The sequence below is a fragment of the Micrococcus endophyticus genome (assembly GCF_014205115.1).
GTDB classification, from domain to species: domain Bacteria; phylum Actinomycetota; class Actinomycetes; order Actinomycetales; family Micrococcaceae; genus Micrococcus; species Micrococcus endophyticus.
In genome coordinates, this window is record NZ_JACHMW010000001.1 from 1,510,968 (window position 1) to 1,535,967 (window position 25,000).

General features: G+C 72.1%; 20 protein-coding genes and 1 tRNA gene. 3 read left to right on the top strand and 18 right to left on the bottom strand.

What is annotated here, in order from left to right; translation table 11 throughout:
* Positions 1-65 precede the first annotated feature (65 nt).
* The 4 genes from HDA33_RS06895 to HDA33_RS06910 all read right to left on the bottom strand — a co-directional run bounded on the left by HDA33_RS06895 (position 66) and on the right by HDA33_RS06910 (position 3,614).
* On the bottom strand, positions 66-1,052 hold the full coding sequence (locus HDA33_RS06895) for a CgeB family protein (RefSeq protein WP_184172075.1): 987 nt from the start codon (positions 1,050-1,052) through the stop codon (positions 66-68).
* 2 nt (positions 1,053-1,054) lie between these two features.
* Entirely contained in the window at positions 1,055-2,116 is a 1,062-nt protein-coding gene (locus tag HDA33_RS06900; RefSeq protein WP_184172077.1) for an NAD-dependent epimerase/dehydratase family protein, read from the bottom strand.
* On the bottom strand, positions 2,113-2,394 hold the full coding sequence (locus tag HDA33_RS12880) for an acyltransferase (RefSeq protein ID WP_276510928.1): 282 nt from the start codon (positions 2,392-2,394) through the stop codon (positions 2,113-2,115). Before HDA33_RS12880 ends, HDA33_RS06900 begins: the two co-directional genes overlap by 4 nt.
* Before the next feature lie 296 nt (positions 2,395-2,690).
* Entirely contained in the window at positions 2,691-3,614 is a 924-nt protein-coding gene (locus HDA33_RS06910) for a glycosyltransferase family 2 protein (protein ID WP_184172079.1), read from the bottom strand.
* A 200-nt stretch (positions 3,615-3,814) separates the two neighbouring features.
* Between HDA33_RS06910 and HDA33_RS06915 the strand changes: the two genes are divergently transcribed.
* Entirely contained in the window at positions 3,815-4,912 is a 1,098-nt protein-coding gene (locus tag HDA33_RS06915) for a PqqD family peptide modification chaperone (RefSeq protein ID WP_184172081.1), read from the top strand.
* A gap of 99 nt (positions 4,913-5,011) precedes the next feature.
* On the opposite strand, the gene HDA33_RS13090 is transcribed toward HDA33_RS06915, so the two are convergent.
* The 14 genes from HDA33_RS13090 to HDA33_RS06985 form a co-directional block, all read right to left on the bottom strand.
* Positions 5,012-6,052 carry a polysaccharide pyruvyl transferase family protein gene (locus HDA33_RS13090; protein WP_420826913.1) on the bottom strand — a complete coding sequence of 347 codons (1,041 nt, stop codon included), beginning with the start codon at positions 6,050-6,052 and terminating at the stop codon, positions 5,012-5,014.
* A complete protein-coding gene (gene lepB / locus HDA33_RS06925) occupies positions 5,935-6,687 on the bottom strand; it encodes a signal peptidase I (protein WP_184172085.1) in 753 nt (250 codons plus the stop codon). Before lepB ends, HDA33_RS13090 begins: the two co-directional genes overlap by 118 nt.
* A 2-nt stretch (positions 6,688-6,689) precedes the next feature.
* The gene (locus HDA33_RS06930) at positions 6,690-7,670 is read right to left on the bottom strand and encodes a ribose-phosphate diphosphokinase (RefSeq protein ID WP_184172087.1); all 981 of its coding nucleotides are present in this window, start codon (positions 7,668-7,670) and stop codon (positions 6,690-6,692) included.
* A gap of 117 nt (positions 7,671-7,787) precedes the next feature.
* The gene (gene glmU / locus HDA33_RS06935) at positions 7,788-9,281 is read right to left on the bottom strand and encodes a bifunctional UDP-N-acetylglucosamine diphosphorylase/glucosamine-1-phosphate N-acetyltransferase GlmU (RefSeq protein WP_184172089.1); all 1,494 of its coding nucleotides are present in this window, start codon (positions 9,279-9,281) and stop codon (positions 7,788-7,790) included.
* A gap of 52 nt (positions 9,282-9,333) precedes the next feature.
* Positions 9,334-9,408, bottom strand: a tRNA-Gln gene (locus HDA33_RS06940).
* A gap of 66 nt (positions 9,409-9,474) precedes the next feature.
* A complete protein-coding gene (locus tag HDA33_RS06945) occupies positions 9,475-10,968 on the bottom strand; it encodes a sugar transferase (RefSeq protein WP_338104280.1) in 1,494 nt (497 codons plus the stop codon).
* Between the two features lie 142 nt (positions 10,969-11,110).
* Positions 11,111-12,961, bottom strand: a complete 1,851-nt coding sequence (locus HDA33_RS06950; protein ID WP_158495074.1) for an ABC-F family ATP-binding cassette domain-containing protein — start codon at positions 12,959-12,961, stop codon at positions 11,111-11,113.
* A gap of 105 nt (positions 12,962-13,066) precedes the next feature.
* A complete protein-coding gene (locus HDA33_RS06955; protein ID WP_184172091.1) occupies positions 13,067-14,035 on the bottom strand; it encodes a 4-(cytidine 5'-diphospho)-2-C-methyl-D-erythritol kinase in 969 nt (322 codons plus the stop codon).
* A complete protein-coding gene (rsmA, locus tag HDA33_RS06960; RefSeq protein ID WP_184172093.1) occupies positions 14,032-14,955 on the bottom strand; it encodes a 16S rRNA (adenine(1518)-N(6)/adenine(1519)-N(6))-dimethyltransferase RsmA in 924 nt (307 codons plus the stop codon). The genes HDA33_RS06955 and rsmA overlap by 4 nt, the downstream gene beginning before the upstream one ends.
* Positions 14,956-15,027: 72 nt before the next feature.
* On the bottom strand, positions 15,028-16,839 hold the full coding sequence (locus HDA33_RS06965; protein WP_184172095.1) for an ATP-binding cassette domain-containing protein: 1,812 nt from the start codon (positions 16,837-16,839) through the stop codon (positions 15,028-15,030).
* Positions 16,840-16,872: 33 nt separating this feature from the next.
* A complete protein-coding gene (locus tag HDA33_RS06970; protein WP_184172097.1) occupies positions 16,873-17,826 on the bottom strand; it encodes a TatD family hydrolase in 954 nt (317 codons plus the stop codon).
* A 118-nt stretch (positions 17,827-17,944) separates the two neighbouring features.
* Positions 17,945-19,432 (bottom strand): NAD-dependent succinate-semialdehyde dehydrogenase, encoded by a 1,488-nt coding sequence (locus HDA33_RS06975; protein ID WP_017488809.1) that lies wholly within the window; start codon positions 19,430-19,432, stop codon positions 17,945-17,947.
* Between the two features lie 173 nt (positions 19,433-19,605).
* Positions 19,606-20,466, bottom strand: coding sequence for a 16S rRNA (cytidine(1402)-2'-O)-methyltransferase (gene rsmI, locus HDA33_RS06980; protein WP_184172099.1), 861 nt, complete (start codon positions 20,464-20,466; stop codon positions 19,606-19,608).
* The gene (locus HDA33_RS06985; RefSeq protein ID WP_184172101.1) at positions 20,463-21,383 is read right to left on the bottom strand and encodes a glycosyltransferase family 2 protein; all 921 of its coding nucleotides are present in this window, start codon (positions 21,381-21,383) and stop codon (positions 20,463-20,465) included. The genes rsmI and HDA33_RS06985 overlap by 4 nt, the downstream gene beginning before the upstream one ends.
* A 44-nt stretch (positions 21,384-21,427) precedes the next feature.
* Between HDA33_RS06985 and HDA33_RS06990 the strand changes: the two genes are divergently transcribed.
* Together HDA33_RS06990 and HDA33_RS06995 are read left to right on the top strand one after the other, a co-directional pair.
* A complete protein-coding gene (locus HDA33_RS06990) occupies positions 21,428-23,035 on the top strand; it encodes a dolichyl-phosphate-mannose--protein mannosyltransferase (protein WP_184172103.1) in 1,608 nt (535 codons plus the stop codon).
* A gap of 55 nt (positions 23,036-23,090) precedes the next feature.
* Complete coding sequence (locus tag HDA33_RS06995) at positions 23,091-24,935, top strand: AMP-binding protein (RefSeq protein WP_184172105.1); 1,845 nt, start codon at positions 23,091-23,093, stop codon at positions 24,933-24,935.
* Positions 24,936-25,000 lie beyond the last annotated feature (65 nt).

The following is a 25,000-nucleotide window of genomic DNA, read 5'->3' on the forward strand; positions in this document are numbered from 1 at the left end:
GACGGCGCGCCGGAGCGTGGAGGGCCGTGCCCACCGACGCCAGTCCGCGAGGGAATCGGGATGGTTCAGGCCCACAGCGCTTCCACCTCTCGCATCCGGTGCACGAGGGTGTGTTCGGCCAGGGCCCGGCGTCGCCCTGCTTCGGCGATGCCGCGGGCCCACTTCGGTTCGCGGATCGCCCGCTCCGCGTGCTCGGCCAATTCGTCGCCATCGGCGAACACCAGGACTTCTCTGCCCGGCTCGAAGTGCACGTCGACGTCCGCGCGGTCCACCAACTGGAGGGCGCCCACTCCACACGCTTCGAAGGTGCGCATTGTGAAGCCGTCCTGGTGACCGTGAATATTGACAGTGGCCTCGCTGCCGGCCATCACCCCGTATGCCTCGTCACGCGCCAAGGTGCGTCCCGCAGGAACACCCGGAGGTCGCCAGTGACGCGACGCGAGCACATCCGCGGGATGCCTGGACCAATCCCGCCCATAGGCGCGCACAGGGATGCCGGCGGCGACGAGACCGGCCAGCAGGGCTTTGCGTTGCGGGTAACGGGCCCCGATGAATGTCACAGCACCGGTCGGGCGCCGGTGGAACGCCAGCAGTGAGTCGTGGCCCAGCGGCAGGTGACGCACCGTATCCGCCGTTCCCGCCAGCGACGCCGCGTCGGCCGCACTGTAGGTGGCGACGACGGGCATCGCGGCGAGCTGTTCGCGGGTATAGGCCATGCGGTCGATCTCGTCGTAGAGCCAAGTCACCCGAGGCCCGTTCCACCGGTCAACGGCAGCCCACCAATCGTCCCCCAGACGATCGCCCTTCACCACCAGGAGGGCGTCCGGGCGTTCACGATTCAGAACCGCCGCCGCACGCCGGCCCTCCCAGCCCGCCCAGCGTGCGGTCCACCTCCCCGGCAGGTCGTGCAGAGCCTTGTTGCGGACGCGCTCAGCCAGAGTGTCTGCCGCGTCGTACGCGTGCACGGAGACGCCATGGCCCAGGTGTTCCAGGGCGGCACCCATGGCGGCCAGATAGCCGTGGAATCGAGGCCCGACGATGAGGACGCGCATGCTCAACTCTCCGTGAGCCCGCGCTCGGTCAGCTCTTCCAGTGCACGGTCCCACAGCCGCGGATCAGCGGCCTCCAAGTCCCATGAATGGGAGATGAAGTCCGCGACAGCCTCCTGGGAGGTCAGGCGTGGGCGCGGCATGCCCAGGCTCCACGCGTGCGTCATGTCCGCGCATGCATGGTCGATGTCACCTGCCCGGTGGACCTCCACATGAGTGATCTCGACCGCTGCACCGCGGCCCGCAGCTCGCGCGGTCTCGGCCAGCTCGTCCAGATCCATACGGGCCCCTGTGCCGACGTTGGCGATCACGGGCTCTCCGCGGCGGGGGGCTTCTAGCGCCCAGACGATGGCCGCGGCGACGTCCGACACATGCACGAAGTCCCGCGTCGCCGTGCCGTCCCCGTAGACGGTGAGCGGCAGCCCCGCCTTGAGGCGGGCTAGGAACGCCGCCAGCACACCCGTGTAGGGGTTGTGGAGCGCCTGCCCCAAACCGACGACGTTCTGCGGGCGCAGAATGGTGAGGCGGCCGTCCGCGAGGGCGGTGCGGGCAATCTCCTCGGCCTCGGACTTGGTTTCCCCGTACACGGAGAGGGGCGCGTGCGGCTGGTCTTCGCCCGAGGGCACGAACAGCCCGTCCGGGCCGTAATCCCTGCCGTCCGAGGACGCCATCGGCGACGTGGCCACGAGGCCCTCGCCGTACACGGCGCGAGAGCTCAAGAACACGAGAGGAACTCCTCGCGAAGCGGCGAACTCGGCTGCGAGCCGCGTCCCCTCCACATTGACCCGTCGGTAGCGGTCCTGCTCGTACATCGACTGAGCCGTCCCTGTCTCCGCCGCCAGGTGGATGACACCTCTGACCTCCGGCAGATCTGCCCAGGACGCCGGATCGCTCACGTCGCGGCGCAGGACGTCCCCGGGGAACCGCGCGGCCGCCCCTTGAGGATCGGCGTGCACCTGCTGTTCGAGTGTGTCAAGCGCGACCACCTCGTCGCCGCGTCGCGTCAGCGCCCGAGCCACGTACTGACCGATGAAACCCGCCCCACCGGTGATGAGGTACTTCGTCATGACTGCTGCTCTTCTCTGTTCGCTGGGGTGTGGTCGACACCGTTCTTGAGAATCCTCGCAGGGACACCCGCGACGACCGCTCCGGCAGGGACATCCTTCGTGACGACGGACCTCGCTCCGACCACAGCGCCTGCTCCCACTGTGACTCCCCCAAGAATCGTGGCGCCCTGGCCGACGAAGACGTCATCACCGATCACGATCGGTGCGCCAGGCGTGATCGCCATCCCTGCCGACGGGTCGTGTCCTCCGTTCCCAATGTGAACGTCGTCTGTCACCATCACGCCTCGCCCAAGTACCACTGAGCCGACTGCGTGGAGATGCACCCTGTGGCCCAAATAGACGCGATCCCCGATGCGTAGATCCCCGCGTTGCTCCGCCGCAAGCCAGACTCCGGGGTGGAAAGCGCAATGTGCTCCCACTGAGATGCGCTCAGCACCCTGGACTTTCAATGGGCCAACCATCACGCTGCCCTGGCCCCAGTCGCGGAAGGCTCGGCGGTACAGCGTCGCAGACAGCACCTGTCCGCGTTTCCATGCGAGCCGAGGTGGCAACTCCACGAGGCGAGAGGCGAATGTCATCGGTGGCTCCCCTTCCAGACCAGAGCGTGTTCGTCCCGGAGCACGGCGCGGGCGTCCACGTCCACACCCCGGACCTGCCGGACCGCGTTGACGAGGAAGTTCACGCCCGTGGCAGCTGTCAAAGCTGCCTTGAGTACTCCCGGGTGGCCGAACTTCCGGGCGTAGCGGTACCGGGAGTCCACCAGCCAGCCGCGCCGGCGCAGCGGATCGGAGGATCCGCCGGAGGCGTGCGGCACACGGACGACCGGCACCACGATCGACGGCACACCGCGCTCGCGCAGGCGACGCTGCAGATCGACCTCCTCGGAATTCATGAAGTACCCCTCATCGAACCCGCCGACGGCGCGGACCTGTGTCATCGGCAGGAGCAGCACGGCGCCCATCACCCAGTCGACCGGCACGGGCGAGGCAGACCGGGCCGCCGCGACGTCGTGCCCCACGGCCTCGTGGAGCACGTCCAGGTGACGGAACCGGGCCAGCGGGGTCAGCCACTCGACGGTCTGGTGCAGGACCGTGGGGAAGTGCCGGCCGGACCACTGCGGCGTGCCGTCCTCGTTGACGACCTGCGGGCTGACCACGGCCGGCTGGTACGGAGCGGCCGCGGCCACCAGCGCGTCGATCTGCGCCCCCGTGATCTCCGCGTCCGAGTTGAGGACCAGGGCCAGCTCGGTCGTGACCGCGGCCAGGCCGGTGTTCACGTTCGCCCCGAACCCGCCGTTGCGCTCACGGCGCACCACGGTCAGACGCGGATCGTGCGCCTCGGGGTACGGGGTGGGCGAGGCGTCGTCCGAGACCACGACGGCGGCCAGCGCGTCCCCGGGGTCGGCCAGCAGGCGGTCGACGAGGGTGAGAGTGGGGGCCGGATCGCCGTAGTGCGGGATCACCACGGTCACGGCCGTCGTGGGCGACTGGGCTGCCATGCGGGTTGCTCCCTCGGCTCGGATGGAGGGCGCACTCAGCGCCCGAGAACCTGTGTCGAGTATAGGGACGGACTGGCGATGACCCGTGCCGAGCGGTGGGGCGGCCCCGTGGCCGCCCGCGCGGCTCTCAGTACACTGACCGGACAGCCACGGGAAGGAAAGGGTGGTCCATGCCCGGCGCCCAGGGGGAGGACGAAGCCATGAGCGAGACCACCGCGTTGCGCATCGGCACCGGTCTCGATGCCGTGACGGTCAGCGGCCTCACAGGAGACGAGCGCGCGGAGGTCATCGAGTCCTGGGCCCGGTGTGGCGTGGAGGCCGTGGAGCCGCCCACCGACGCGGATGCGCACCGCGACGCCGACACCGCGCGTCCGTGGCTCCAGTGGCACGAGGACCTGGTGTTCCTGGCGACCTCACGGACGATCGAGTCCGCCCGCGGCACCCACCTGCTGTTCCATGCCGCCTGCCTCGCCGCACCGGACACCGGCGCGGCGATCGTCCTGGTGGCCGCGTCCGGCACGGGCAAGACGACGGCCACCCGCCGGCTCGGCCCCCACTTTGCCTATCTCACCGACGAGACGGCGATCATCGACCCGGACAGCCTGGCCGTCACGCCCTACCCCAAGCCGCTGTCCGTGCTGGAGGCCCGGGGGGTGCGGCCCAAGACCCAACGGGGCCCGGACGACCTGGGCCTCGGCCCGACCCTCCCCGCCGCCCGGCTGGCCCGGATCGCCGTGCTGGACCGTGTGCGCGATCCGGCAGGCCCGGTGCTGCCGCGGGCGGAGGCCATGGAACTCGTGGCCGCGCTCAAGGAGCTCGTCCCCCAAACATCCTCCCTCTCCCGACTCCCCCGAGGCCTCGTGACGCTCTGCCGCGTCCTCGACGCGGCCGGCGGCGCTCAACGCCTCGTCTACGCCGAGGCGGAGGACCTGCGGGACGTCGTCGCGGACCTGCTGGCGGCCCCGCCCACGCCCGTCACCCCCGCCTGGGAGGCGCTCACCGACGAGGAGCTGCGGGCCTCCGCCGGTGCAGCCGGCCCGGGCGCGGGGGCCCGCTGCGCCGTCGACGACGGCATCCTGACCGACCAAGGCCACCTGGTCCTGCTCGCCGCGGACCGCCTGGTCATGCTCGAGGGTCTGGGCCCGGCCGTCTGGCTCCTGCTGGACGAGCCCCGGACGGCCGCCGACGTGGTGGCCCATCTCCGCGCCGAAGGAGCCGTGCCCGAGGACGCCGAGGCCCGGGTGGCCGCCGCCCTGGCCGCACTGGCCGAGCACGGGCTCGTCGACGTCATGCTCTGACCCGGGCCTCCCCACAGCCGCTCCGACGACGCTCCCGTACTACGCGTTCCGCGGGATGTCGCTGGATAAGGGCGTGTACAGATCCCCGGGCAACCCGTCTTACCCTCTCCGCTCCGTGGACAACTCTCGATGAAGTCCACGCAGCCCATCTTCAAGGAGGTCCTGGACCGCGACGATCTTCGAGTCGTCTGGCGTCAAAGCACGCTCGAGGGCGTCGTCTACGGTGGCGGTTTCCAGGTCCACGAACCGGTCGCCAGGATCCAGACCAATGGCGGTGTGATGGTCGCGGAACTTGTGATCGGATCCCAGGAGAATCGGCGTGGGGAGCCCCCATACTGCTGGGACACCGTAGGCGTCCGCAACGATCAGGCCGTGCAGGGACGACGTGATGATCGCCGTGCAGGCACCGATTTGGCGGCACACTGTGTGGGGCGAACGGCGAACGTCGATGACCTCGATCCGGTTGTCGGCGCGCAAGCACTCGACCCACTCGCTGCCCCGATGGGATAGGTGCGGAATCAAACCGATGTGCGGGACGCGGGCTGATCTGCCGAACACCCGTGGAGCAAGCAGACCCAGGTCACCCAGAGGAGTGTCGGGTGGGGCCCCCGCACCGACACGCGTCAGCTCCCCCCGCACGGCAGTGAAACGCGCGTCGCGGAGAGGCCTCTCCAATGTCTCCAACGAGCCTGAGCCGAGCACATACCCGTTGAAGCTCGAATCCTGCCAGCCAAGAACTGACCCAACGCCGACGGCTCGAACGGGTTTCCTGCCGGGACGACGGGGAAGAATCCCGTAGGCCGGAAGAATCCATTGAGTCAGGCGATCTCCGAAGTTCGGGTGGAGGTCAAACCAAGAGGTTTCCAACCACTGTCCGTGCCCCCTTAACCGTACGGCTTCAGCCGCCACATGGGCGTCATCGACGAGCCTCGCCAACCTCTGGCGCGGTTTCGTCATGCCCCTCAACCGATGAAGACCCACTATATCGGCGCCCTTTCGCTGGATTTCGCCCCCTGCGGGCGTCATTGGCCGCCCCAGTTGCTCGGGGGCCAGATGGTCACGAACACCTCGCCCACCACGTCCTCCCGGGCGACGAAGCGGGCGCAGCCCTCCGCCTGCTCCGCGGGGAGGCCGCGGCATCCGATCACGGAGTCGGCGGAGTTGGAGCGGTGGTCGCCCAGCACGAGCATCGAGTCCTCCGGCACGGTCACCGGGCCGAAGCAGCGCGCGGACATGACGTCCGACTCGCAGTCCAGCCGGCCCGGGGCGAACGGCAGGTCGTTGTGGAGGTAGGGCTCCTCCAGAGGCTCCCCGTCCACCGTCACGCGGCCCTCGGAGGTGCAGCACTCCACGGTCTGGCCCTCGGTGCCGAGGACGCGCTTGACCAGTGCCTGGTCGTGCGAGCGACCGATGCCGGTGATGTCGCCGAAGGTGCGGACCGCGTTCTCCACGGGGCCCTCCGGCGGCAGAGGCTGCGCCCAGTCCTCGTTCGCGTTGAACACCACGACGTCCTGGTCCTCGGCCATGCCGTCGGGGTACGCGGTCCGGTTGACGAGCATCCGGTCCCCCACCTCGAGGGTCTGCTCCATGGAGCCGGAGGGGACCGAGTAGACCTTCACCCACAGGGCCTGCACCACGGCGACGACGGCGATCGCCACCACCACGTTCAGCAGCACGGAGGCCCAGCCCGGCAGGCGGGCCCGCCGACGCTCCGGGGCGGCGACGGACCCGCCGTCGCCGTCCTCCCCGCGAACGGGCTCGACGCGCTCGGCCATGCTCAGGCGTCGCCGTCGAACAGGCTGGTGACCGAGCCATCCTCGAAGACCTCGCGGATCGCGCGGGCGATCAGAGGGGCGATCGAGAGCACCGTGAGGGTCTCGAAGCGCTTCTCCTCCAGGATGGGCAGGGTGTTGGTCACCACGACCTCACGGGCACCGCACTCGCCGAGACGCTGGGCGGCCGGCTCCGAGAACACCGCGTGCGTGGCGGCGATGATGACGTCCTTCGCGCCGGCCTCCTTGAGGATGCTCACGGCGCCGGCGATCGTGCCGCCCGTGTCGATCATGTCGTCGATCAGCACGCAGACGCGGCCCTCGACGTCCCCGACCACGGTCTTGGACTCGGCCTTGTTCGGGACGGTGAGGTCCCGGCTCTTGTGCACGAAGCCCAGCGGCACGCCGCCGAGGCGGTCCGCCCACTGCTCCGCCACGCGCACGCGGCCGGTGTCCGGGGACACCACGGTGACCTCCTCGCCCTCCACCCGGGTGCGGATGTAGTCCGCGAGCAGCGGGATGGCGAACAGGTGGTCCACCGGGCCGTCGAAGAAGCCCTGGATCTGCGCGGTGTGCAGGTCCACGCTCATCACACGGGAGGCGCCGGCGGTCTTGTAGAGGTCCGCCACCAGGCGGGCCGAGATCGGCTCGCGGCCGCGGCCCTTCTTGTCCTGGCGGGCGTACGGGTAGAACGGGGAGACCACGGTGATGCGGCGGGCGGAGGCGCGCTTCATGGAGTCCACCATGATCAACTGCTCCATGAGGTGGTTGTTCAGCGGCGCCGGGTGGGACTGGATGATGAAGACGTCCTTGCCGCGCACCGACTCGCCCGAGCGCACGTAGATCTCGCCGTTGGCGAAGTCGTACGCGCTCATGGGCAGCAGCTCCGTGCCCAGCTCCTCGGCGATCTCCTGCGCGAGCTCCGGGTGGGCCCGGCCCGTGGCCAGCACCAGTCGCTTGTCCTCGCTGCGGCTCAGCTCCGTCATGACGTCCTCTTCATCCTCGGTGGTCTCACGGTCCGTGCCCGGCTCCGGCTGGCGGCCGGCCTCCGGCGGGCCGCCTCGCGGAGCCCGGTCTTCACACCCATCCTAGGGCGCGCGGGGTCAGCCCTGCGGGGCGTCTACCTGGGCGTCGGCGGCCTGGGCCGCCTGCGCCGACGAGGTGCCGGGCCGCTTGGCCGGCACCCAGCCCTCGATGGTGCGCTGGCTCACGGCGTTCAGCGCCAGGGCACCGGCGGGGACGTCCTCGCGGACCACGGCGCCGGCGCCGGTGTAGGCGCCGTCGCCCACGGTCACCGGGGCGGTGAACACCGTGTTGGAGCCGGTGCGCACGTGTGCCCCGATCACCGTGCGGTGCTTCTTCTCGCCGTCGTAGTTGGCGGTGATGTTGCCGCAGCCGATGTTGGTGTACTCGCCGATCTCCGCGTCCCCGGCGTAGCCGAGGTGGGAGAGCTTGGCGCCGCGGCCGATGGTGACCTTCTTGGTCTCGTAGAACGCCCCGATCTTGCCCTCCTCGCCGAGCACGGTGCCCGGGCGCAGGTAGGTGAAGGGGCCCACGACGGCGTCCGCGCCGATCACGGCCTCGGTGGCGTCCGTGCGCTTCACCACGGCGCGCTCGCCGACGCGGGTGTCCGTGAGCGTGGTGTCCGGGCCGACGACGGCGCCGGTGGCCACCTGCGTGGCGCCGTGCAGCTGGGTGCCGGGCTTGAGGGTGACGTCCGAGGCCAGGGTGACGGTGACGTCCACCCAGGTGGAGGCGGGGTCGACGACCGTCACGCCCTCCTTCATCCAGTGGCGCAGGACGCGGTCGTTGAGGCGGCGGCCGAGGTCGGAGAGCTGGCGGCGGTCGTTGGCGCCCTCCACCTCCCACACGTCGTCCGTGCCCACGGAGGCCACGCGGCCGCCCTCGGCGCGGGCCATGCCCAGCACGTCCGTGAGGTACTTCTCGCCCTGCACGTTGTCCGTGGAGATCGCCGGCAGGGTGCGGCGCAGCAGGGCGGCGTCGAAGGCGTAGATGCCGGAGTTGACCTCGCGGATCTCCACGAAGGAGGAGTCCCCGGTGGACTCGGCGTGGGCCAGGGCGTCCTTGTGCTCCATGATGCGCTCCACGAGGCCCTCGCCGTCGCGGACGATGCGGCCGTAGCCGGTGGCGTCCTCGAGGGCGGCGGTGAGGACGGTGACGGCGTTGCCGTCCGCCTCGTGGGCGGCCACCAGGCGCTCGAGGGTCTCGGGGGTGAGCAGCGGGACGTCGCCGTAGGTGACCACCACGGTGCCCTCGAGGTCCTCGGGCAGGGCGGCCAGGCCCAGCTCCACCGCGCGGCCGGTGCCGGGCACCTCGTCCTGGTCCGCGATCGCCAGGGAGGCGATGCCCAGGCCCTCGGCCACGGACTCGATGTGCTCCGCCACGCGGTCCCGCTCGTGGCGGACCACGGCCACCAGGTGCTCCGGCGCCAGCGAGTGGGCGGCCGCGAGGGCGTGGCCCACGAGGGAGCGCCCGCCGATGGGGTGCATGATCTTCGGCGTCGTCGACTTCATGCGCGTGCCCTGGCCCGCGGCCAGCACGATCACGGCGGAGGGACGGACGGACGACTGCGGCATGGCGGGGACTCCTGCACCTGGGGGACGGGGTTCGAGGGGTGGGGACGGGGCGTGGTTCCGCCCCTAGGATTCGAACCTAGACTGCACGGCTCCAAAGGCCGGCGTGCTGCCATTACACCAGGGCGGAGCGCCGGGCCCGAAGGGGGCGGCGACGACGGCCCATTCTTCCACACGGCCCGCGGCGGGCCCGGGGTCAGTAGGCGCCGTCGGCGGCCGTCACGGCCTTGACGGTGCGGCCGAGGATCACGAGGTCGCCGAGGATGGACCAGTTCTCCACGTAGTAGAGGTCCAGGCGGACGGCCTCCTCCCAGGAGAGGTCCGAGCGGCCGGAGACCTGCCACAGCCCGGTGATGCCCGGCTGGACGAGGAAGCGGCGGTGCACGTGCTGCTCGTAGGCCTCGACCTCGTGCGGCAGGTGCGGACGCGGGCCCACGAGGGACATGTCCCCCCGCAGCACGTTCACGAGCTGGGGCAGCTCGTCGATGCTGGTGCGGCGGATGAATTTGCCGACCTTCGTGATGCGCGGGTCGTCCTTCATCTTGAACAGCACGTCCGCGTCCCCGCCGTCCGAGACCAGCCGCTGCTTGATCTCCTCCGCGTTCACCACCATGGAGCGGAACTTCAGCATGGTGAAGGGCTTGCCACCGAGGCCGATGCGCTCCTGCCGGAACAGCACCGGGCCGTGGTCTGTGGCCTTGACCGCGATCGCGACGGCGATCAACAGCGGCGAGATGGCGATCAGACCCAGACCCGACGCGATGACGTCGAACGCCCGCTTGGCGAACGCCTTGCCCTCGGAGAGACGGGGGGTGGAGAGGTGGATGAGCGGCAGGCCGGCCAGCGGCTGCGTGTGCAGGCGGGGCCCGGCCACGTCCACGAGGGCCGGCGCCATGATGAGGGAGATTTCGCGCTCCTGCAGCTCCCAGCCGAGCCGGCGGACGTCTGCGGGGACGAGGGTGTGGCCGGAGGTGATGACGACGGCCTCGATGTCCCGGTGCTCCACGTGGGCCACGAGCTCCTCCACGGTGGCCACGTCCGTGGTGACGGGGATCGGCAGGAAGTCCTCCTCGCGCGCCCGGTACCCGGGCAGCGCGGCCGCGACGGGGGCGTAGCCGGCGCCGGCCTCGGAGTCGAGCGCCTGGAAGATGTGCCGGACCGCCTTCGGGCCGCCGACGAGCAGGAGCCGCCGCCGGAACCTGCCGAGGTGGCGCTGCCGCGCCACCCACCCGCGCACGAGGAACCGGCCCAGCAGGAGCAGGAGCACGCCCAGCGGCAGAGCCAGGCCCACGTAGCCGCGCGCCACTTCTAGGCCTGCCGCATAGGCGAGGATCGCGACGGTGCCGAAGAGGTACAGGGTGCCCTGCAGGACCCGCTTGTACTCCTCGCTGCCCACTCCCAGGATCCGGATGTCCCGCGAGCCCTGGATGCTCAGCGCGAGCACCCACGCCGCGCTCAGCGCGAGGCTGATGACGCTGTAGTCGATGACTTCGGTGCCGGGGAGGGTGATGCGCCGCGGTCCGCCGAAGCGGAGCTGGGCCGAGACGAAGGTGGCGAGCAGGACTGCGACGACGTCCACGATGAAGACGAGCAGCGGAAGGCCCCGCTCCCAAGGCCGGCCCAGGAGGCGGCCGCGGGCAGTCGAGCCCGTGCGGAGCGCGGGCGACTCGTCACCGGGGCTCGAGAACACGCTCTGTTCCTCCGTCCTGACGCGGGGGGATGGTCCACGTCATGTGGGGTCGAGCATGTTGCTGTGCCCCAGCCCCCAATTATAGGAGGGAAATTGTGAATGGCTGTGAAGGCCGCCGCACCCTCCTGTGCGAGCCCGCCGGTCAGTCCCCTTCGGTGAGTTCAGCGGCCTGCAGCCACTCCTCCTCCAGGACGTCCAGCTGCGCGTCGAGGTCCTTCAGGTCGGCGGAGGCCGCGGTGAGGGCGTCGAAGTCCTGCGCCTGCCCCAGCTCGGCCATCCGCGCCTCGAGGACGGACCTGCTGTCCCGGAGCCGGGTCATCTGCTTCTCGAGCCGGGCCATCTCCTTGCGGGCCAGCCGACGCTCCGCCTCGGTGGGTCCGGTGTCCTCCTCCGGCCCGCCCATGCCCGCGCATGTCCCGACGACGTCGTTGCGGCCTCGCGCCGCGCCGGCTCCCCGGGCCGGGCCGCCGGAGGCGCCCGCCGCGTCCATGGCGGCCCGCAGCTCGAGGTACTGGTCCACCCCGCCGGGCAGGCCGCGGACCTTGCCGTCCCCGAGCAGGGCGACCTGGTGGTCGGTGACGCGCTCGAGCAGGTAGCGGTCGTGCGAGACCACCACGAGGGTCCCCGGCCACCCGTCCAGCACGTCCTCGACGGCGGCCAGGGTGTCCGTGTCCAGGTCGTTGGTCGGCTCGTCGAGCATGAGGACGTTGGGCTCGCCCACGAGCAGGCGCAGCAACTGCAGGCGCCGGCGCTCGCCGCCCGAGAGCTCGGAGACCTGAGTCCACTGCCGGGACGTGCCGAAGCCGAGCATCTCCAGCAGCTGGCCGGCGGACATCTCCTTGTCCCCCACCTGGAAGGCGGAGCCCTCCCGGGCCATCACCTCGGCGACCCGCAGGTGGGCCACCTCGTCCAGCTCCTTCACGTCCTGGGTGAGGGTCGCGGTCACCACGGTCTTGCCGCGCTTGACGCGGCCGGAGTCCGGCTCGAGGCGCCCGTCGAGCAGGCGCAGCAGGGTGGACTTGCCGGCGCCGTTGACACCCACCACGCCGAGGCGCTCGCCCGGGGCGAGGCGGAGGGTGACGTCGTCGAGGATCCGCTTCTCCCCCAGGGACAGGCCGACGTGCTCGAGGTCCAACACGTCCTTGCCGAGGCGCGCGGTGGCGGTCTTGGCCAGGGACACGGAGTCGCGGGGCTCGGGCACGTCCGCGATGATCGCGTTGGCCGCCTCGATGCGGAACTTCGGCTTCGAGGTGCGCGCGGGGGCCCCGCGGCGCAGCCACGCCAGCTCCTTCTTCATGAGCTGCTGGCGCTTCTGCTCCACCACGGCCGCCTGCCGGGCGCGCTCGGCGCGGGCGAGGATCCAGGCCGCGTAGCCGCCGTCGAAGGGGTCCACGGTGGCGTCGTGGACCTCCCAGGTGCGGGTGCAGACCTCGTCCAGGAACCAGCGGTCGTGGGTGACCACCACGAGGCCGCCGTCCGTGGGCCGCCAGCGGTCCTTCAGATGCCGGGCCAGCCAGGCGACGCCCTCCACGTCCAGGTGGTTGGTGGGCTCGTCCAGGAACAGGACGTCGTCGTCCCCGGCGAGCAGGCGGGCCAGGGCGACGCGGCGCCGCTGGCCGCCGGAGAGCCCCTCCACCGTCTGCTCGAGGTCCAGGCCGTCCAGCAGGCCGCCGAGCACGTCCCGGACCTTGGGGTCGGAGGCCCACACGTGGTCCTCGACGTCCCCCACCACGGCCTGGCGCACGGTGTGCGTCGGGTCGAGCCGGTCCTGCTGGTCGAGCACGCCGACGCGGACGCCGCCGCGGCGGGTGACCCGCCCGGTGTCCGGCTCCTGGAGCCCGGCGAGGATCCGCATGAGGGTGGACTTGCCGTCGCCGTTGCGGCCGACCAGGCCGATCCGGTCCCCCTCGTCCACGCCGAGGGACAGCCCCTCCAGGACGGTGCGGGTGCCGAAGGCGATGCCGATGTTCTCGGCGCCGAGCAGGTGGGCCATGGGGCGGGGTGTCCTTCCGGGACGGGGGCTGACGGACGGGGGGCTGACGGTCGGGGTGGCGGGGAGAGGGGGTGCGGGCGGGCCGCCGACGGGGGCGGCCGGGCCTCAGAGGACGTGCGCGCCGGCCACCGGGCCGTGCACGGGCAGGGCGCGCACGCCCGTGCGCTCCTCCACTGCCGTGGCCAGGCTGAGGGCGGAGTGCTCGTCCGGCACCACGAAGAGCAGGGTGGGGCCGGAGCCGGAGACCATGCCGCGCAGAGCGCCCTCGTCCAGGCCGAGGTCCAGGACGTCTCCGAGGTCCGGGAACAGCGCGACGGCGGGGGTCTGCAGGTCGTTGTCCATGGCCGTGGCCAGGGCGAGCGGGTCGGCCGCGGTGAGCGCGCGGACCACCTCCTGGTTCACCTCCGGGTGGGCCGGGCCTTCGGGGACGTGGCCGTCCCGGCGGAGCTCGTCCAGGGTGCCGAACACCACCGGCGTGGACAGCCCGGCGTCCGCCGGCACGAGCACGAGATGCACGGGGGTGCGCGCGGCCACGGGGGTCAGCTCGGCGCCGGTGCCGAGCCCGACGGCGGCCCCGCCGAGCACGGCGAAGGGCACGTCCGCGCCGAGCGGGGCGGCGAGCTCCGCGAGCTCGGAGCGGGTGTGGCCGGTCTCCCAGAGCACGCTGCAGGCCAGCAGCGCGGCGGCGGCGTCGGCCGACCCGCCGCCCATGCCTCCGGCCACGGGCACCTGCTTGGCCACGTCCAGGTGGACGCCGTGCGTCGCCTCGTCCAGGCCGAGCGCGGTGCGCAGGTGGACGGCGGCCCGGTGGGCGAGGTTGCGCTCGTCCCACGGGACGTCGTGGGCGTCCACGAGGCTGACCTGCCGGGGGCAGGGGCCCACGGTCACGCGGCCGTCCGTGCGCGCGATGGCGGTGACGGTCTCCCGCAGGCTGACGGCCAGGTAGACGGTGGCCACGGGGTGGTAGCCGTCCGCGCCGGGCGGGCCCACGCGCAGCGAGAGGTTCACCTTGCCGGGGGCGCTCACGGTGACGTGCCGGGCGGTGCCGGACAGTCCGGCGCGGGCCTCGCTCATGCCGAGCCCTCCCCGGCCGCGCGGCGCGGGCCGTGCTCGGCGATCCGGGCGAAGGCCTCGATGCCCAGGGCCTCGCCGCGGGTGCGGGGATCCACCCCGGCGGCCACGAGGGCGTCCTCCGCGGCCTGCGGGGACCCGGCCCAGCCGGCGAGGGCGGCGCGCAGGGTCTTGCGCCGCTGGGCGAAGGCGGCGTCCACCACCGCGAAGGCCTCGGCGCGGGACACGGCGGTGGTGGGCGGCTCGCGGCGGGTGAAGGCGACGAGCCCGGAGTGGATGCGCGGGGCGGGCCAGAACACCTGGGTGCCGATGGTGCCGGCCTTGTCCACCTGCGCGTACCAGGCCGCCTTGGCCGAGGGCACGCCGTACACGCGGGAGCCGGGGCCGGCGGCGAGGCGGTCCGCCACCTCCTCCTGCACCATGACCAGGCCGTGCCGCAGTCCGGGGAGCTCGGCGAGCGCGTGCAGGAGCACGGGCACGGCCACGTTGTAGGGCAGGTTGGCCACGAGGGCGGTGGGCCCTCCCGGGGCGGCGGCGGGGCGGACGGCGTCCAGGTCCGCGGCCGTCATGCGCAGGGCGTCCGCGTGGAGCACCGCCAGCGCGTCCGCGGACGCGGGGCGGAACTCCTGGACGGTCTGTGGCAGCCGTTCGGCGGTCACGGGGTCGATCTCCACCGCCGTGACGGCGGCGGCCGCGTCCAGCAGGCCGAGGGTGAGGGAGCCGAGGCCGGGACCGATCTCCAGGACGTGCTCGTCTGGCCCGACGCCGGCGGCCTGCACGATCCGACGGATGGTGTTGGGGTCGATCACGAAGTTCTGGCCCCACTGCTTGGTGGGGCGCAGGTCCAGCTCGGCCGCGATGCGCCGCACGTCCGCGGCGCTCAGGAGCGGGGCGGGGGCGGGGGCGTCGGGGGTGGGGACCATGCGGGCGAGTCTATCGGGGGCGGCGGACGCGATAGGGCGGGCAGGCCCGCACCGTGCTCGGGGCGTGGGCTCTCAGGCCGAGAGGTCACCGAGCCGCACGAGCTCCTGGAACTCCGGGCTGGTCTCCTGCAGACCGCGGAAGGTGCCCTGGCCGATGATCCGACCCTGGTCCATCAGGACGATCTGGTCGCAGTGCTTCACGGTGGAGAGACGATGGGCCACCACGAGAACCGTGATGCGGCCCTTGAGGGAGTCGATCACCTCGGTGACGCGGCGCTCCGTCAGGTTGTCCAGGGCCGACGTCGCCTCGTCCAGCACGAGCAGCCGCGGGCGCCGGTAGAGGGCCCGGGCGATGCCGAGCCGCTGCCGCTGGCCGCCGGAGACGCCCACGGCGCCCTCGCCGACCACCGTGTCCAGCCCCTCGGGAAGGGCGTCCAGCCACTCGCCCAGCTGCGCGTCCCGCAGCACCTGCTCCACGACGGCACGGTCCGCGGTCTCGGCCGCCTCCAGGTCCAGCACCACGTTGTGCAGGACCGAGCCGTTCACCACCGTGACGGACTGCGGCACGAACGCCACGTTGTCCCACCAGCCGCGCGGGTTGGCCTCGAGCTCCACCCCGTCCACGAGGACGGCGCCGTCCTGGGCGTGGTGGAAGCCGATGAGCAGGTCCACCAGCGTGGTCTTGCCGGCACCGCTGCCACCCACGAAGGCGTAGGAGGTGCCGAACGGGATCGTCAGGTCGATGTCCCGCAGCACCGGCTCGTCGGATCCGGGGTAGGTGTAGGAAGCGCCCCGGACCTCGATGGACTCCTTGAATGCGAGGCGCTCGTAGGGCCGGTCCGCGGCCTGCAGGACCGGCTGTGCGGCGGCGAGCTCCGCCGTCGTGCGCTCGAAAGCCGGCCAGGAGGTGCGGATCTCGTTGGTGGTGGCCATGAGCGCGGCCATGGACGGAAGCACGCGGAAGCCGGCCATCGCGAGCAGCGCGAGCGAGCCGAACGCCTCCCCGCCGCGACCCTGGATGAAGGCCACGGCCACGAGCGCCGCGATGGCGGCCACGAAGGCGACCTCGAGCACGTAGCGCGGCATCATCGTGAGGATCATCTTGAGCCGCATGGCTTGGGCGCTCTCCGCGCGGGCGGCCCGGTACTCCTCCATGAAGGCCGAGTCGTTGCCGCGGATCTTCACGTCCTTGTAGTTCTCCAGGCCCTGCAGCGCCGCGGTGTTGGCCCGCTCCCCCGTGGTCACCAGGGTCCAGCCCAGACGCGAGGCCGGGCGGCGGATGACGGCCTTGATCACCCAGGCGACGGCGAGGAAGTACAGGGCCATCCCAAGCCCCGTCAGCGGCATGGAGACACCCACCACGACCGCCACCGCGACCAGCGTCACGGCCTCCGTGAGGAACGTGACGGACGCGTTCACCACGCCCGTGTACGCCATGCTGGAGGTGCCGGTGACGTTGTTCACCAGCGTGCCCACCGTGCGCGTCAGGTGCAGGCCGTAGTCGGCCCGCAGGTAGTAGCGCAGCAGCGTGGCGGACGTGCGGATGAGGTTCTGATTGGTGAAGCCCATGGTCCACCAGCGGAACGCGAGCACCAGGATCGCCTTGAGCAGGAAGGCCAGCACGATCACGACGGCGAAGGCCACCGTCTGCTCCGGCACCGTCACGGCCCCGAACCGGGCCAGCAGCCCTTCCAGCGCCGGCGAGCCCAGCTCCCCCGAGGTCAGCAGGCTGACCAGCGGGAGGATCGAGGCGAGCGCCACCATCTCGAGGCCGGCCACGAGGACGGACCCGAGGACCACGAACACGAGGCGGATCCGCATGGGGCGGTCCACCAGGTACTGCGTTCCCTCGGGCAGCCGGGCTTTGAGGAGTCGGGTCAGCACGTCGCCCATCCTAGGGGCCTGGTCTGGATCGGCTTAGAACGAGCCGTACACCCGGGCGGTGTTCTCCGCCACGGCCCGGCCCAGCTCGGCCACGTCCACCCCGCGGGTCTCGGCCATGCCGCGCAGGGTGAGCGGGATGAGGTACGGGGCGTTGGGGCGCCCGCGGTGCGGATGCGGGGTGAGGAACGGGGCGTCCGTCTCCACGAGCAGCAGCTCGGCCGGGGCGATCCGCAGGGCCTCGCGCAGCTCGTCGTTGGCCTTGAACGTGACCGGCCCGGCGAAGGACATCAGCCAGCCGTGCTCCGTGCAGGTGCGGGCCAGGTCCGGGCCGCCGGAGAAGCAGTGGAACACTACGTGCGGGGGCAGGCCGCCGGCGGCCTCCTCCTCGAGCAGGATGCGGACCACGTCGTCGTGGGCGTCGCGGTCGTGGATCTGGAGGGCCTTGCCGAGCTCGCGGGCGAGACGGATGTGGCGGCGGAAGGACTCGTGCTGGGCGGCGTGCCCCGCCTCCTCGCGGGTCCGGTAGTAGTCGAGGCCGGTCTCCCCCACGGCGCGCACGCGCGGGTGGGCGGCCAGCTCCTCGATGACGGCGAACGCTTCCTCGAACGCGCCCCGCTCGGCGAGGCGGGCGGCGTCGTTGGGGTGCAGGGCCACCGCGCCCAGCAGGCGCGGCTCGGCCTCGATCGCCTCGATCGTGAAGCGGGCCGAGTCGACGTCGCAGCCCACCTGGACGGCGCCCACGACGCCGAGCGCCTCGGCCGCGTCCATGGCCTGGTGCACGTCCACGCGCACGAGGCCGTCGCGGAAGTCCAGGTGCGTGTGGTTGTCCACCACGGGGACCGGCAGCGGCTCGGGAGCCGGGGGGAACTCGAGGCGGCGCCTCCGCCCTGACTTCTCCTCCCGCGCGTCGCGGCGGGGGCCGCCGTCGTCGTCCGGCTGCTGGGCGGGGGCGCGGTAGGCGAGCGGGGTCTCGGATGCGTGGGCCATGCACCCCACTCTAGGGAGCCGAGCCCGGGCCGCTGATACGCCTCGGGGCGGTATCGGGCGGTATCCACGTCGGATACCGCCCGATACCGCCCCCGGAGGGCACGGCCCGGCGCGACGGTCAGGCCTTCACGGCCGCCCACGGGTCGGCGATGCCGATGTACTGCACCGTGGTGTACTCCTCGATGCCCTCGGCGCCGCCCTCGCGGCCCAGGCCCGACTGCTTGACGCCGCCGAACGGCGCGGCCGGGTTGGAGATGACGCCCACGTTGTAGCCCATGAGGCCGAACTCGATGCTCTCTGCCACGCGGTACATGCGGGCCTGATCCTTCGTGAACACGTAGGAGGCGAGGCCGTACTCGGTGTCGTTGGCCATCTCGATGGCCTCCTCCTCGGAGGAGAAGGTCACGATCGGGGCCACGGGGCCGAAGATCTCCTGCTGGAGGATCGGGTTGCCCTTCTCCACCTTGATCGCGGTCGGCGCGTAGAAGTAACCGTCGCCCTCGACCTTGTGGCCGCCGGTGAGCACCTCGCCGCCGGCCGCCACGGCGTCCTGGACGAGCTGGTCGATGTCGTCGCGCGCGCCCTCGTCCACGATCGGACCGAGGGTGGACTCCGGGTCGGTGCCGCGCAGGGGCTTGAGCGCCTCGAGCTTGGCCACGAACTTCTGCGTGAACTCCTCGGCCACGTCCTCGTGCACGAGGAAGCGGTTGGCGGCGGTGCAGGCCTCACCCATGTTGCGCATCTTCGCGGCGAAGGCGCCCTCGACGGCGGCGTCCAGGTCCGCATCCTCGAAGACGATGAGCGGGGCGTTGCCGCCAAGCTCCATCGAGGTGCGCAGCACGTTGTCCGCCGCGTCCTTCATGAGGCGCACACCGACCGGCGTGGAACCGGTGAAGGACACCTTGCGCAGCCGCCGGTCCTGCAGGATCGGACCGGAGATCGACGAGGCCGAGGAGCCCGCGACGACGTTGAGCACGCCCTTGGGCAGGCCGGCCTCCTGCATGACCTGCGCGAACAGCTGGGTGGTCAGCGGGGTCAGCTTGGCGGCCTTGATCACCATGGTGCAGCCGGCGGCGACGGCGGGGCCCACCTTGCGGGTGGCCATGGCCAGCGGGAAGTTCCACGGGGTGATCAGCAGGCACGGGCCCACCGGGCGATGGTGCACCTGCATGCGCAGGGTGCCCTCGGGCACGGTCAGGGTGCGGCCGTAGTGGCGGCCCGCCTCCTCGGAGAACCAGCGCAGGAAGCCGTTGCCGTACGTGACCTCGCCGCGGGCCTCGGCGAGCGGCTTGCCCATCTCGAGGGTCATCAGCAGCGCGAAGTCCTCGGCGCGCTCGTTGATCAGGTCGTAGGCGCGGCGCAGGATGTCGGCGCGCTCCTTGGCCGGGGTGCGGGCCCAGTCGGCCTGCGCGGCGCAGGCGGCGTCGAAGGCGGCCATGGCGTCATCGGAGTTCGCGTCCTGCAGGCTCGCGATGACCTTGCCGGTGGCCGGGTCCTTCACGTCGAAGGTTTTGCCGGAGGAGGCATCACGCCACTCGCCGTCGATCAGCAGACCGGTGGGGACGGACTCCAGCAGCGCCTTCTCGCGCTCAGCGGTCACGGTCATGATGCACCTCTTTCGGGGTCGGTGGTCGGAGGCGGCACGCCCCGCGTCCGCGAAGGGAACGGGTGGAAGGCCACGGGTATTCCGACGCCGTCCGGCGGCGGCTCCACGGCTGATCCTAGCCAGGCCCCGGGGCCGCGCTCTCGCACATGAGCATCTGTGTAGCCGGGGACGGGTCAGCCCCGGGCCGCCAGCACCGCCTGGTACAGGGTCCGCGAGCGCAGCCCGTGGGCGGCGGCCACGGTGGCCACAGCCTCCTTCAGGCGCGTCCCGGAGTGCACGAGCACGCCGACCTCGGCGACGGCGTCCGCCTCCGTGGCGCCGCCGGCGGACGCCGCGTGCGGGGACGCCGGTCCGATCACGAGCACGATCTCCCCGCGGATCCCCTCCCCCGCGTGCCGCTCTGCAGCCCAGGCATGCACCTCGGCCGCGGTGCCGCGCACCACCTCCTCGTGCAGCTTGGTGAGCTCGCGGGCCACGCACACCGGCCGCTCCGCACCGAGGACCTCCACGACGACGGCCAGCGCGTCCGCCAGACGCTGCGGCGACTCGAAGGCGACCACGGTGCGCGCCTCGGTCAGCAGCGAGGTGAGCCATCGTCGTCGTTCCCCGTCCTTGCGGGGGACGAAGCCGTCGAAGGCGAACCGGTCCGTCGGCAGGCCGGAGAGGGCGAGCGCGGTGGTCACGGCGGAGGGGCCGGGCGCGCAGGTCACGGGCAGCCCTGCGGACACCGCGGCCGCCACTAGCCGGTACCCCGGGTCCGAGACCGTGGGCATGCCCGCGTCCGAGACCACCGCCACCGTGGCACCGCCCCGCACCTGGTCCAGCAGCCCCTGGGTGGAGGCCGCCTCGTTGTGCTCGTGATGGGCCACCACCCTGCCCGTCGGGGTGACGCCCAGGCCGGCGCACAGGCGCCGCGCGGTCCGGGTGTCCTCGGCGGCGATCACGTCCGCCTCCGCCAGCAGCTCACGCAGGCGCGCGGATGCGTCCCCGAGGTTGCCAATGGGGGTGGCGGCCAGGACGATGCGGCCGGTCACGCCGCGCCGCCTCGCCCGTCGAGGAACGGCAGACGAGGTTCGCCCGCCTTGCCGGTCTTCACCCATCTTCGGTAGCCCCGCCAGCGGCCGGTCCGCACCGCGGCCTCGCGGAGGATCCATTTCGGGAGGCTCCGAAGCCCCGCCGCACGCGCCGTGCGGACGGCGTCGGCTGGCAAGGCCGCCAGTGCAACCACGAACTGCGACTCAGCCAGAGGGGTGCCCTGGGCCTCATGACCGCGTGACCAGAGGACGGCCTCCGCATGGCCGGACGAATGGATCTTGCGAAGCTTCGCCTTCAGCCCGGTCGTCTCACGGAAATAGAGGACCAGCCCCGGGTGGGGCGCGATCGTGTACCCCGCTGCCAGGACACGAGCGGAAAGGTCCGAGTCTTCAACACCGTAAGGCGGCAGAGACTCGTCGAAGCCTCCGGACGCCAAGAAGACATCACGTCGTACCGCCGCGTTGCACGTCTGGGCGCCTCGCCCGTGCAGGATCCGTGGGTTCAGGAGAGGTGCGTCCGGACGTTGCGGATGACTCAGAAGACGGTTCGCCCCCGCCACCATCGGGGCGATCTCCCGCACTCCACGGAACGCCTGCTCCACCCAGTCGGGAGCGACCCGGTCATCGGCGTCGCACATCGCCAGTACCTCGCCTCGGGCGGCGGCCGCGGCTGCGTTCCGGGCGTGGCTGGCGCCCTGCACCCGGAACGCGTCAACCACCGTCAGTGGGGCGGGGAACGAGTCCGCACGCGCGCGTACCGCGTCCGGGCTGCCGTCCGTGGAGCGGTTGTCCCCCACGATCACCTCCCAATTGAGGTCGGTGCGCTGGGCGGCCAGCGCGTCGAGCTGCTCATGGATGAGCTCGCCCCCGTTGTGCATCGGAATGATGACGCTGACGTCCACGGATTCCACGGTCATGCCCCCAGCCTAGAGAGTCCTTGCGTCCCCCTAGCATGGAGCCCGTGCCCGCCACCGCCCTCGCCACCCGCCCCGCCGCCGTCGACGACGGCCCCTACGGCGCGGCCACGCTGCGTGCGCGCCTGGGCGTGGCCACGGCGCCCCTCACGCGGTGGCACTGGATCCTGCCGCTGCTGGTCACCGCGCTGGCCGGCGTCCTGCGGTTCACGAACCTGGCCCACCCGGATCAGCTGATCTTCGACGAGACCTACTACCCCAAGGACGCCTACTCGCTCCTGCAGTCCGGCTACGAGCGCCGGTGGGAGGAGGACGTCAACGACGCGTTCGTCCGCGGCGAGGCGGAGCCGCTCGAGTCCGCCGCCTACGTGGTGCACCCGCCGCTGGGCAAGTGGCTGATCGGCCTGGGCATGCTCGCCTTCGGCACGGACAACGGGGTGGGCTGGCGGTTCAGCGCCGCCGTGGCCGGCACCCTGTCTGTGCTGCTGGTGGCCCTCGTGGCCCAGCACCTGCTGCGCTCCGTGTCCCTGGGCGCCGTCGCCGGACTGCTGCTGGCCGTGGAGGGCCACCACCTGGTGATGTCCCGCATCGGGCTGCTGGACATCTTCCTCTCGTTCTTCGTCCTCGCGGCCTTCGCCGCGCTCCTGGCGGACCGCGCCCACGGGCGGCGACTGCTGGCCGAACGCCTGGCCCGCGACGCCGCCCGGCGCGGCTACGACGCCCTGGCCACCGGGCCGTGGCTCGGCTGGCGGCCGTGGCGGCTGCTCGCCGGCGTGCTGCTCGGCGCCGGCTGCGCCGTGAAGCTCTCCGGGCTGGCCTTCATGGCGGCCTTCGGCCTGCTCACGGTGCTGTGGGACATGGCCGCGCGCCGGGACGCGGGCGTCCGCGACTGGGCGCGGGCCGGCGTCGTGAAGGACGGCCTGCTCGCCTTCGTGGCCGTGGTGGGCGGCGGCCTGGTCGCCTATCTCGCGTCCTGGACCGGCTGGTTCGCCACCGAGGGCGGCTACTACCGGATGTGGCACCGGGACAACCTGCCCGAGGGCCCGCTGGCGGGGCTCGTGCCCGGCCCCCTGCGGTCGCTGTGGCACTACCACGTGGAGTCCACGACCTTCCACGAGGGCCTCACCAGCCCCCACGACTACGCCGCCAGCCCGTGGACCTGGCCCTTCATGGGCCGGCCCGTGAGCTACTACTACCGCGGCGGCGAGCCCGGGCAGGAGGTCTGCCCCGCCGACGCCCCGAGCGCCTGCTCCGCCGCCATCACGGACATCGCCAACCCGCTGCTGTGGTGGACCGGCCTGATCGCGGTCCTCGTGTGCCTGTGGCTGCTGATCCGCCACCGGGACTGGCGCGCCGGCGCCCTCCTCGGCGCCTACCTCGCCGGGCAGGTCGTGTGGTTCCTGTGGCCCGAGCGCACCATGTTCTTCTTCTACACGGTCGCCTACGAGCCCTTCCTCATCCTGATGATCGTGCTGGCCCTGTCCCTGCTGCTGCGCCCCGGCCGCCGGCCCGGGCCCCGCTGGGGCTCGGCACTGGTGCTGGCGTACGCGGCCGCCGTCGTCGGGGTGTCCCTGTTCTTCCTGCCCGTGTGGATCGGGGACGTCATCCCCTACGACCAGTGGCGCTGGCGCATGTGGTTCAACAGCTGGATCTGAGCGCCCCGGGCCGCAGGGCCGCGCGTCTCGGCCACGTTCTCGATACGCTCAGGGAGTGCAGAACCAGATCCCCATCACCGAGTCCGCCACCGAGCTCGACTGGATGCCGCCCGCGGACTCCAACATCACGGACCTCATCCTGTCCTCCCTCCAGCAGGACCCGATGGCGCCCGTGTACGCCCTGCGCAACGGCACCGGGGGCTGGACGGACGTGCGCTTCGAGGCCTTCATCGACCAGGTCCGCGCCGCCGCGCGCGGCCTGATCGCCCACGGCGTGGCCCCCGGCGACCGCGTGGGCCTGTTCGCCGCCACCTCCTACGAGTGGGCCGTACTGGACCAGGCCGTGTGGTTCGCCGGGGCCGTCTCCGTGCCGATCTACGAGACCTCCTCCGTCCACCAGGTGGAGCACATCCTCACCGACTCCGGCGCCCGCGCGGTGGCCTGCGGGACCGAGGCGCTCGCCGCCCGCGTGAAGGAGGCCGCCGCGGCCCAGGGCCTGGACGTGGCCACGTTCCCCATGACCGCGGACGGGCTGGCCGAGCTCGCCGAGGCCGGTGCCTTCGTGGCCGAGGACGCGGTGGAGCACGCCCGCTCGCTGGCCACGCTCGCCGACCCCGCCTCGATCGTCTACACGTCCGGCACCACCGGCCGGCCCAAGGGCGCCGTCATCACCCACGGCAACCTCGCCGGCGCCTCGATCAACGTGCTCTCCTTCGCCCGCGAGGTGGTCCAGTGGACCCCCGCCGGCACCGCCTCCCGCACCCTGATGTTCCTCCCCCTGGCCCACGTGCTCGCGCACGCCGTCCAGGTCATCTGCCTGTACGCGCGGATCCAGGTGGCCCACGCCCCCTCCCCCGCCACCCTGCTGCGGGACCTGGCCTCCTTCCACCCCACCTGGCTGCTGGCCGTGCCGCGCGTGTTCGAGAAGGTCGAGTCCGGCGTCGCCACCAAGGCGCAGAAGGCCGGCACCGGCACGGTGTACCAGGCGGCCCGCAGCACCGCCATCGCCTGGTCCAAGGCCCTCGAGGAGAAGAAGTTCGGCTCCGGGCGCGGGCCCTCCCCCGCGCTGCGCGCCCGCCACGCCCTGTTCGACCGGCTCGTCTACCGCAAGATCCGCGAGGCCCTCGGCGGCGAGGTGCGCACCTGCGTGTCCGGCGCGTCCGCGCTCTCCGAGGAGCTCGTGCACTTCTTCCGCGGCGCCGGCGTGCCCATCGTGGAGGGCTACGGCCTCACCGAGAGCACCGCCCCCGCCACCGTGAACATCCCCGGCGCCCACCGCGTGGGCACCGTGGGCCTGCCCGTGCCCGGCGTCACCGTGAAGATCGCCGAGGACGGCGAGGTCCTGCTGCGCGGCCCCGTGATGTTCAGCGGCTACCACGGCATGCCCGAGGCCTCCGCCGAGTCCCACGCCGATGACGGGTTCTTCCGCACCGGGGACATCGGATCCCTGGACGAGCACGGCTACCTGCGCATCACCGGCCGCAAGAAGGACGTCATCATCACCGCCGGCGGCAAGAACGTGTACCCCACCCCCATGGAGGAGGCGCTGCGCCAGCACCGGCTGATCGAGCACGTGGTGGTGGTCGGTGAGAACCGCCCGTTCGTGGGCGCCCTCGTGACCCTGGACGAGGAGGAGCTCACCCGCTGGAGCCTGGACCGCGAGCGCAGCCTCACCCCCGCCGAGGCCGCCCAGGACCCCGCCGTGCTGGAGACCATCCAGGAGGCCGTGGACCGCGTGAACGAGGACGTCTCCCGCGCCGAGTCCATCCGCCGCATCCGCATCCTGGACCACGCCTTCACCGAGGACTCCGGCTACGTCACTCCGTCCCAGAAGCTCAAGCGCGCGAAGGTCATCGAGGACTACGCCGAGGACGTGGACGCGCTCTACCGCGGACGCTGACGAGGACGCGCCCCACCGCGGACGCGGACGACGACGGCCCGCCACCGTGGAGAGGTGGCGGGCCG

Coding starts and splice junctions, on each gene's coding strand:
- HDA33_RS06895 (WP_184172075.1), bottom strand. CDS start 1,052: ATGCGCGTCCTCATCGTCGGGCCTCGATTCCACGGCTATCTGGCCGCC.
- HDA33_RS06900 (WP_184172077.1), bottom strand. CDS start 2,116: ATGACGAAGTACCTCATCACCGGTGGGGCGGGTTTCATCGGTCAGTAC.
- HDA33_RS12880 (WP_276510928.1), bottom strand. CDS start 2,394: ATGGTGACAGACGACGTTCACATTGGGAACGGAGGACACGACCCGTCG.
- HDA33_RS06910 (WP_184172079.1), bottom strand. CDS start 3,614: ATGGCAGCCCAGTCGCCCACGACGGCCGTGACCGTGGTGATCCCGCAC.
- HDA33_RS06915 (WP_184172081.1), top strand. CDS start 3,815: ATGAGCGAGACCACCGCGTTGCGCATCGGCACCGGTCTCGATGCCGTG.
- HDA33_RS13090 (WP_420826913.1), bottom strand. CDS start 6,052: ATGCCGCGGCCTCCCCGCGGAGCAGGCGGAGGGCTGCGCCCGCTTCGT.
- lepB (WP_184172085.1), bottom strand. CDS start 6,687: ATGGCCGAGCGCGTCGAGCCCGTTCGCGGGGAGGACGGCGACGGCGGG.
- HDA33_RS06930 (WP_184172087.1), bottom strand. CDS start 7,670: ATGACGGAGCTGAGCCGCAGCGAGGACAAGCGACTGGTGCTGGCCACG.
- glmU (WP_184172089.1), bottom strand. CDS start 9,281: ATGCCGCAGTCGTCCGTCCGTCCCTCCGCCGTGATCGTGCTGGCCGCG.
- HDA33_RS06950 (WP_158495074.1), bottom strand. CDS start 12,961: ATGGCCCACCTGCTCGGCGCCGAGAACATCGGCATCGCCTTCGGCACC.
- HDA33_RS06955 (WP_184172091.1), bottom strand. CDS start 14,035: ATGAGCGAGGCCCGCGCCGGACTGTCCGGCACCGCCCGGCACGTCACC.
- rsmA (WP_184172093.1), bottom strand. CDS start 14,955: ATGGTCCCCACCCCCGACGCCCCCGCCCCCGCCCCGCTCCTGAGCGCC.
- HDA33_RS06970 (WP_184172097.1), bottom strand. CDS start 17,826: ATGGCCCACGCATCCGAGACCCCGCTCGCCTACCGCGCCCCCGCCCAG.
- HDA33_RS06975 (WP_017488809.1), bottom strand. CDS start 19,432: ATGACCGTGACCGCTGAGCGCGAGAAGGCGCTGCTGGAGTCCGTCCCC.
- HDA33_RS06985 (WP_184172101.1), bottom strand. CDS start 21,383: ATGACCGTGGAATCCGTGGACGTCAGCGTCATCATTCCGATGCACAAC.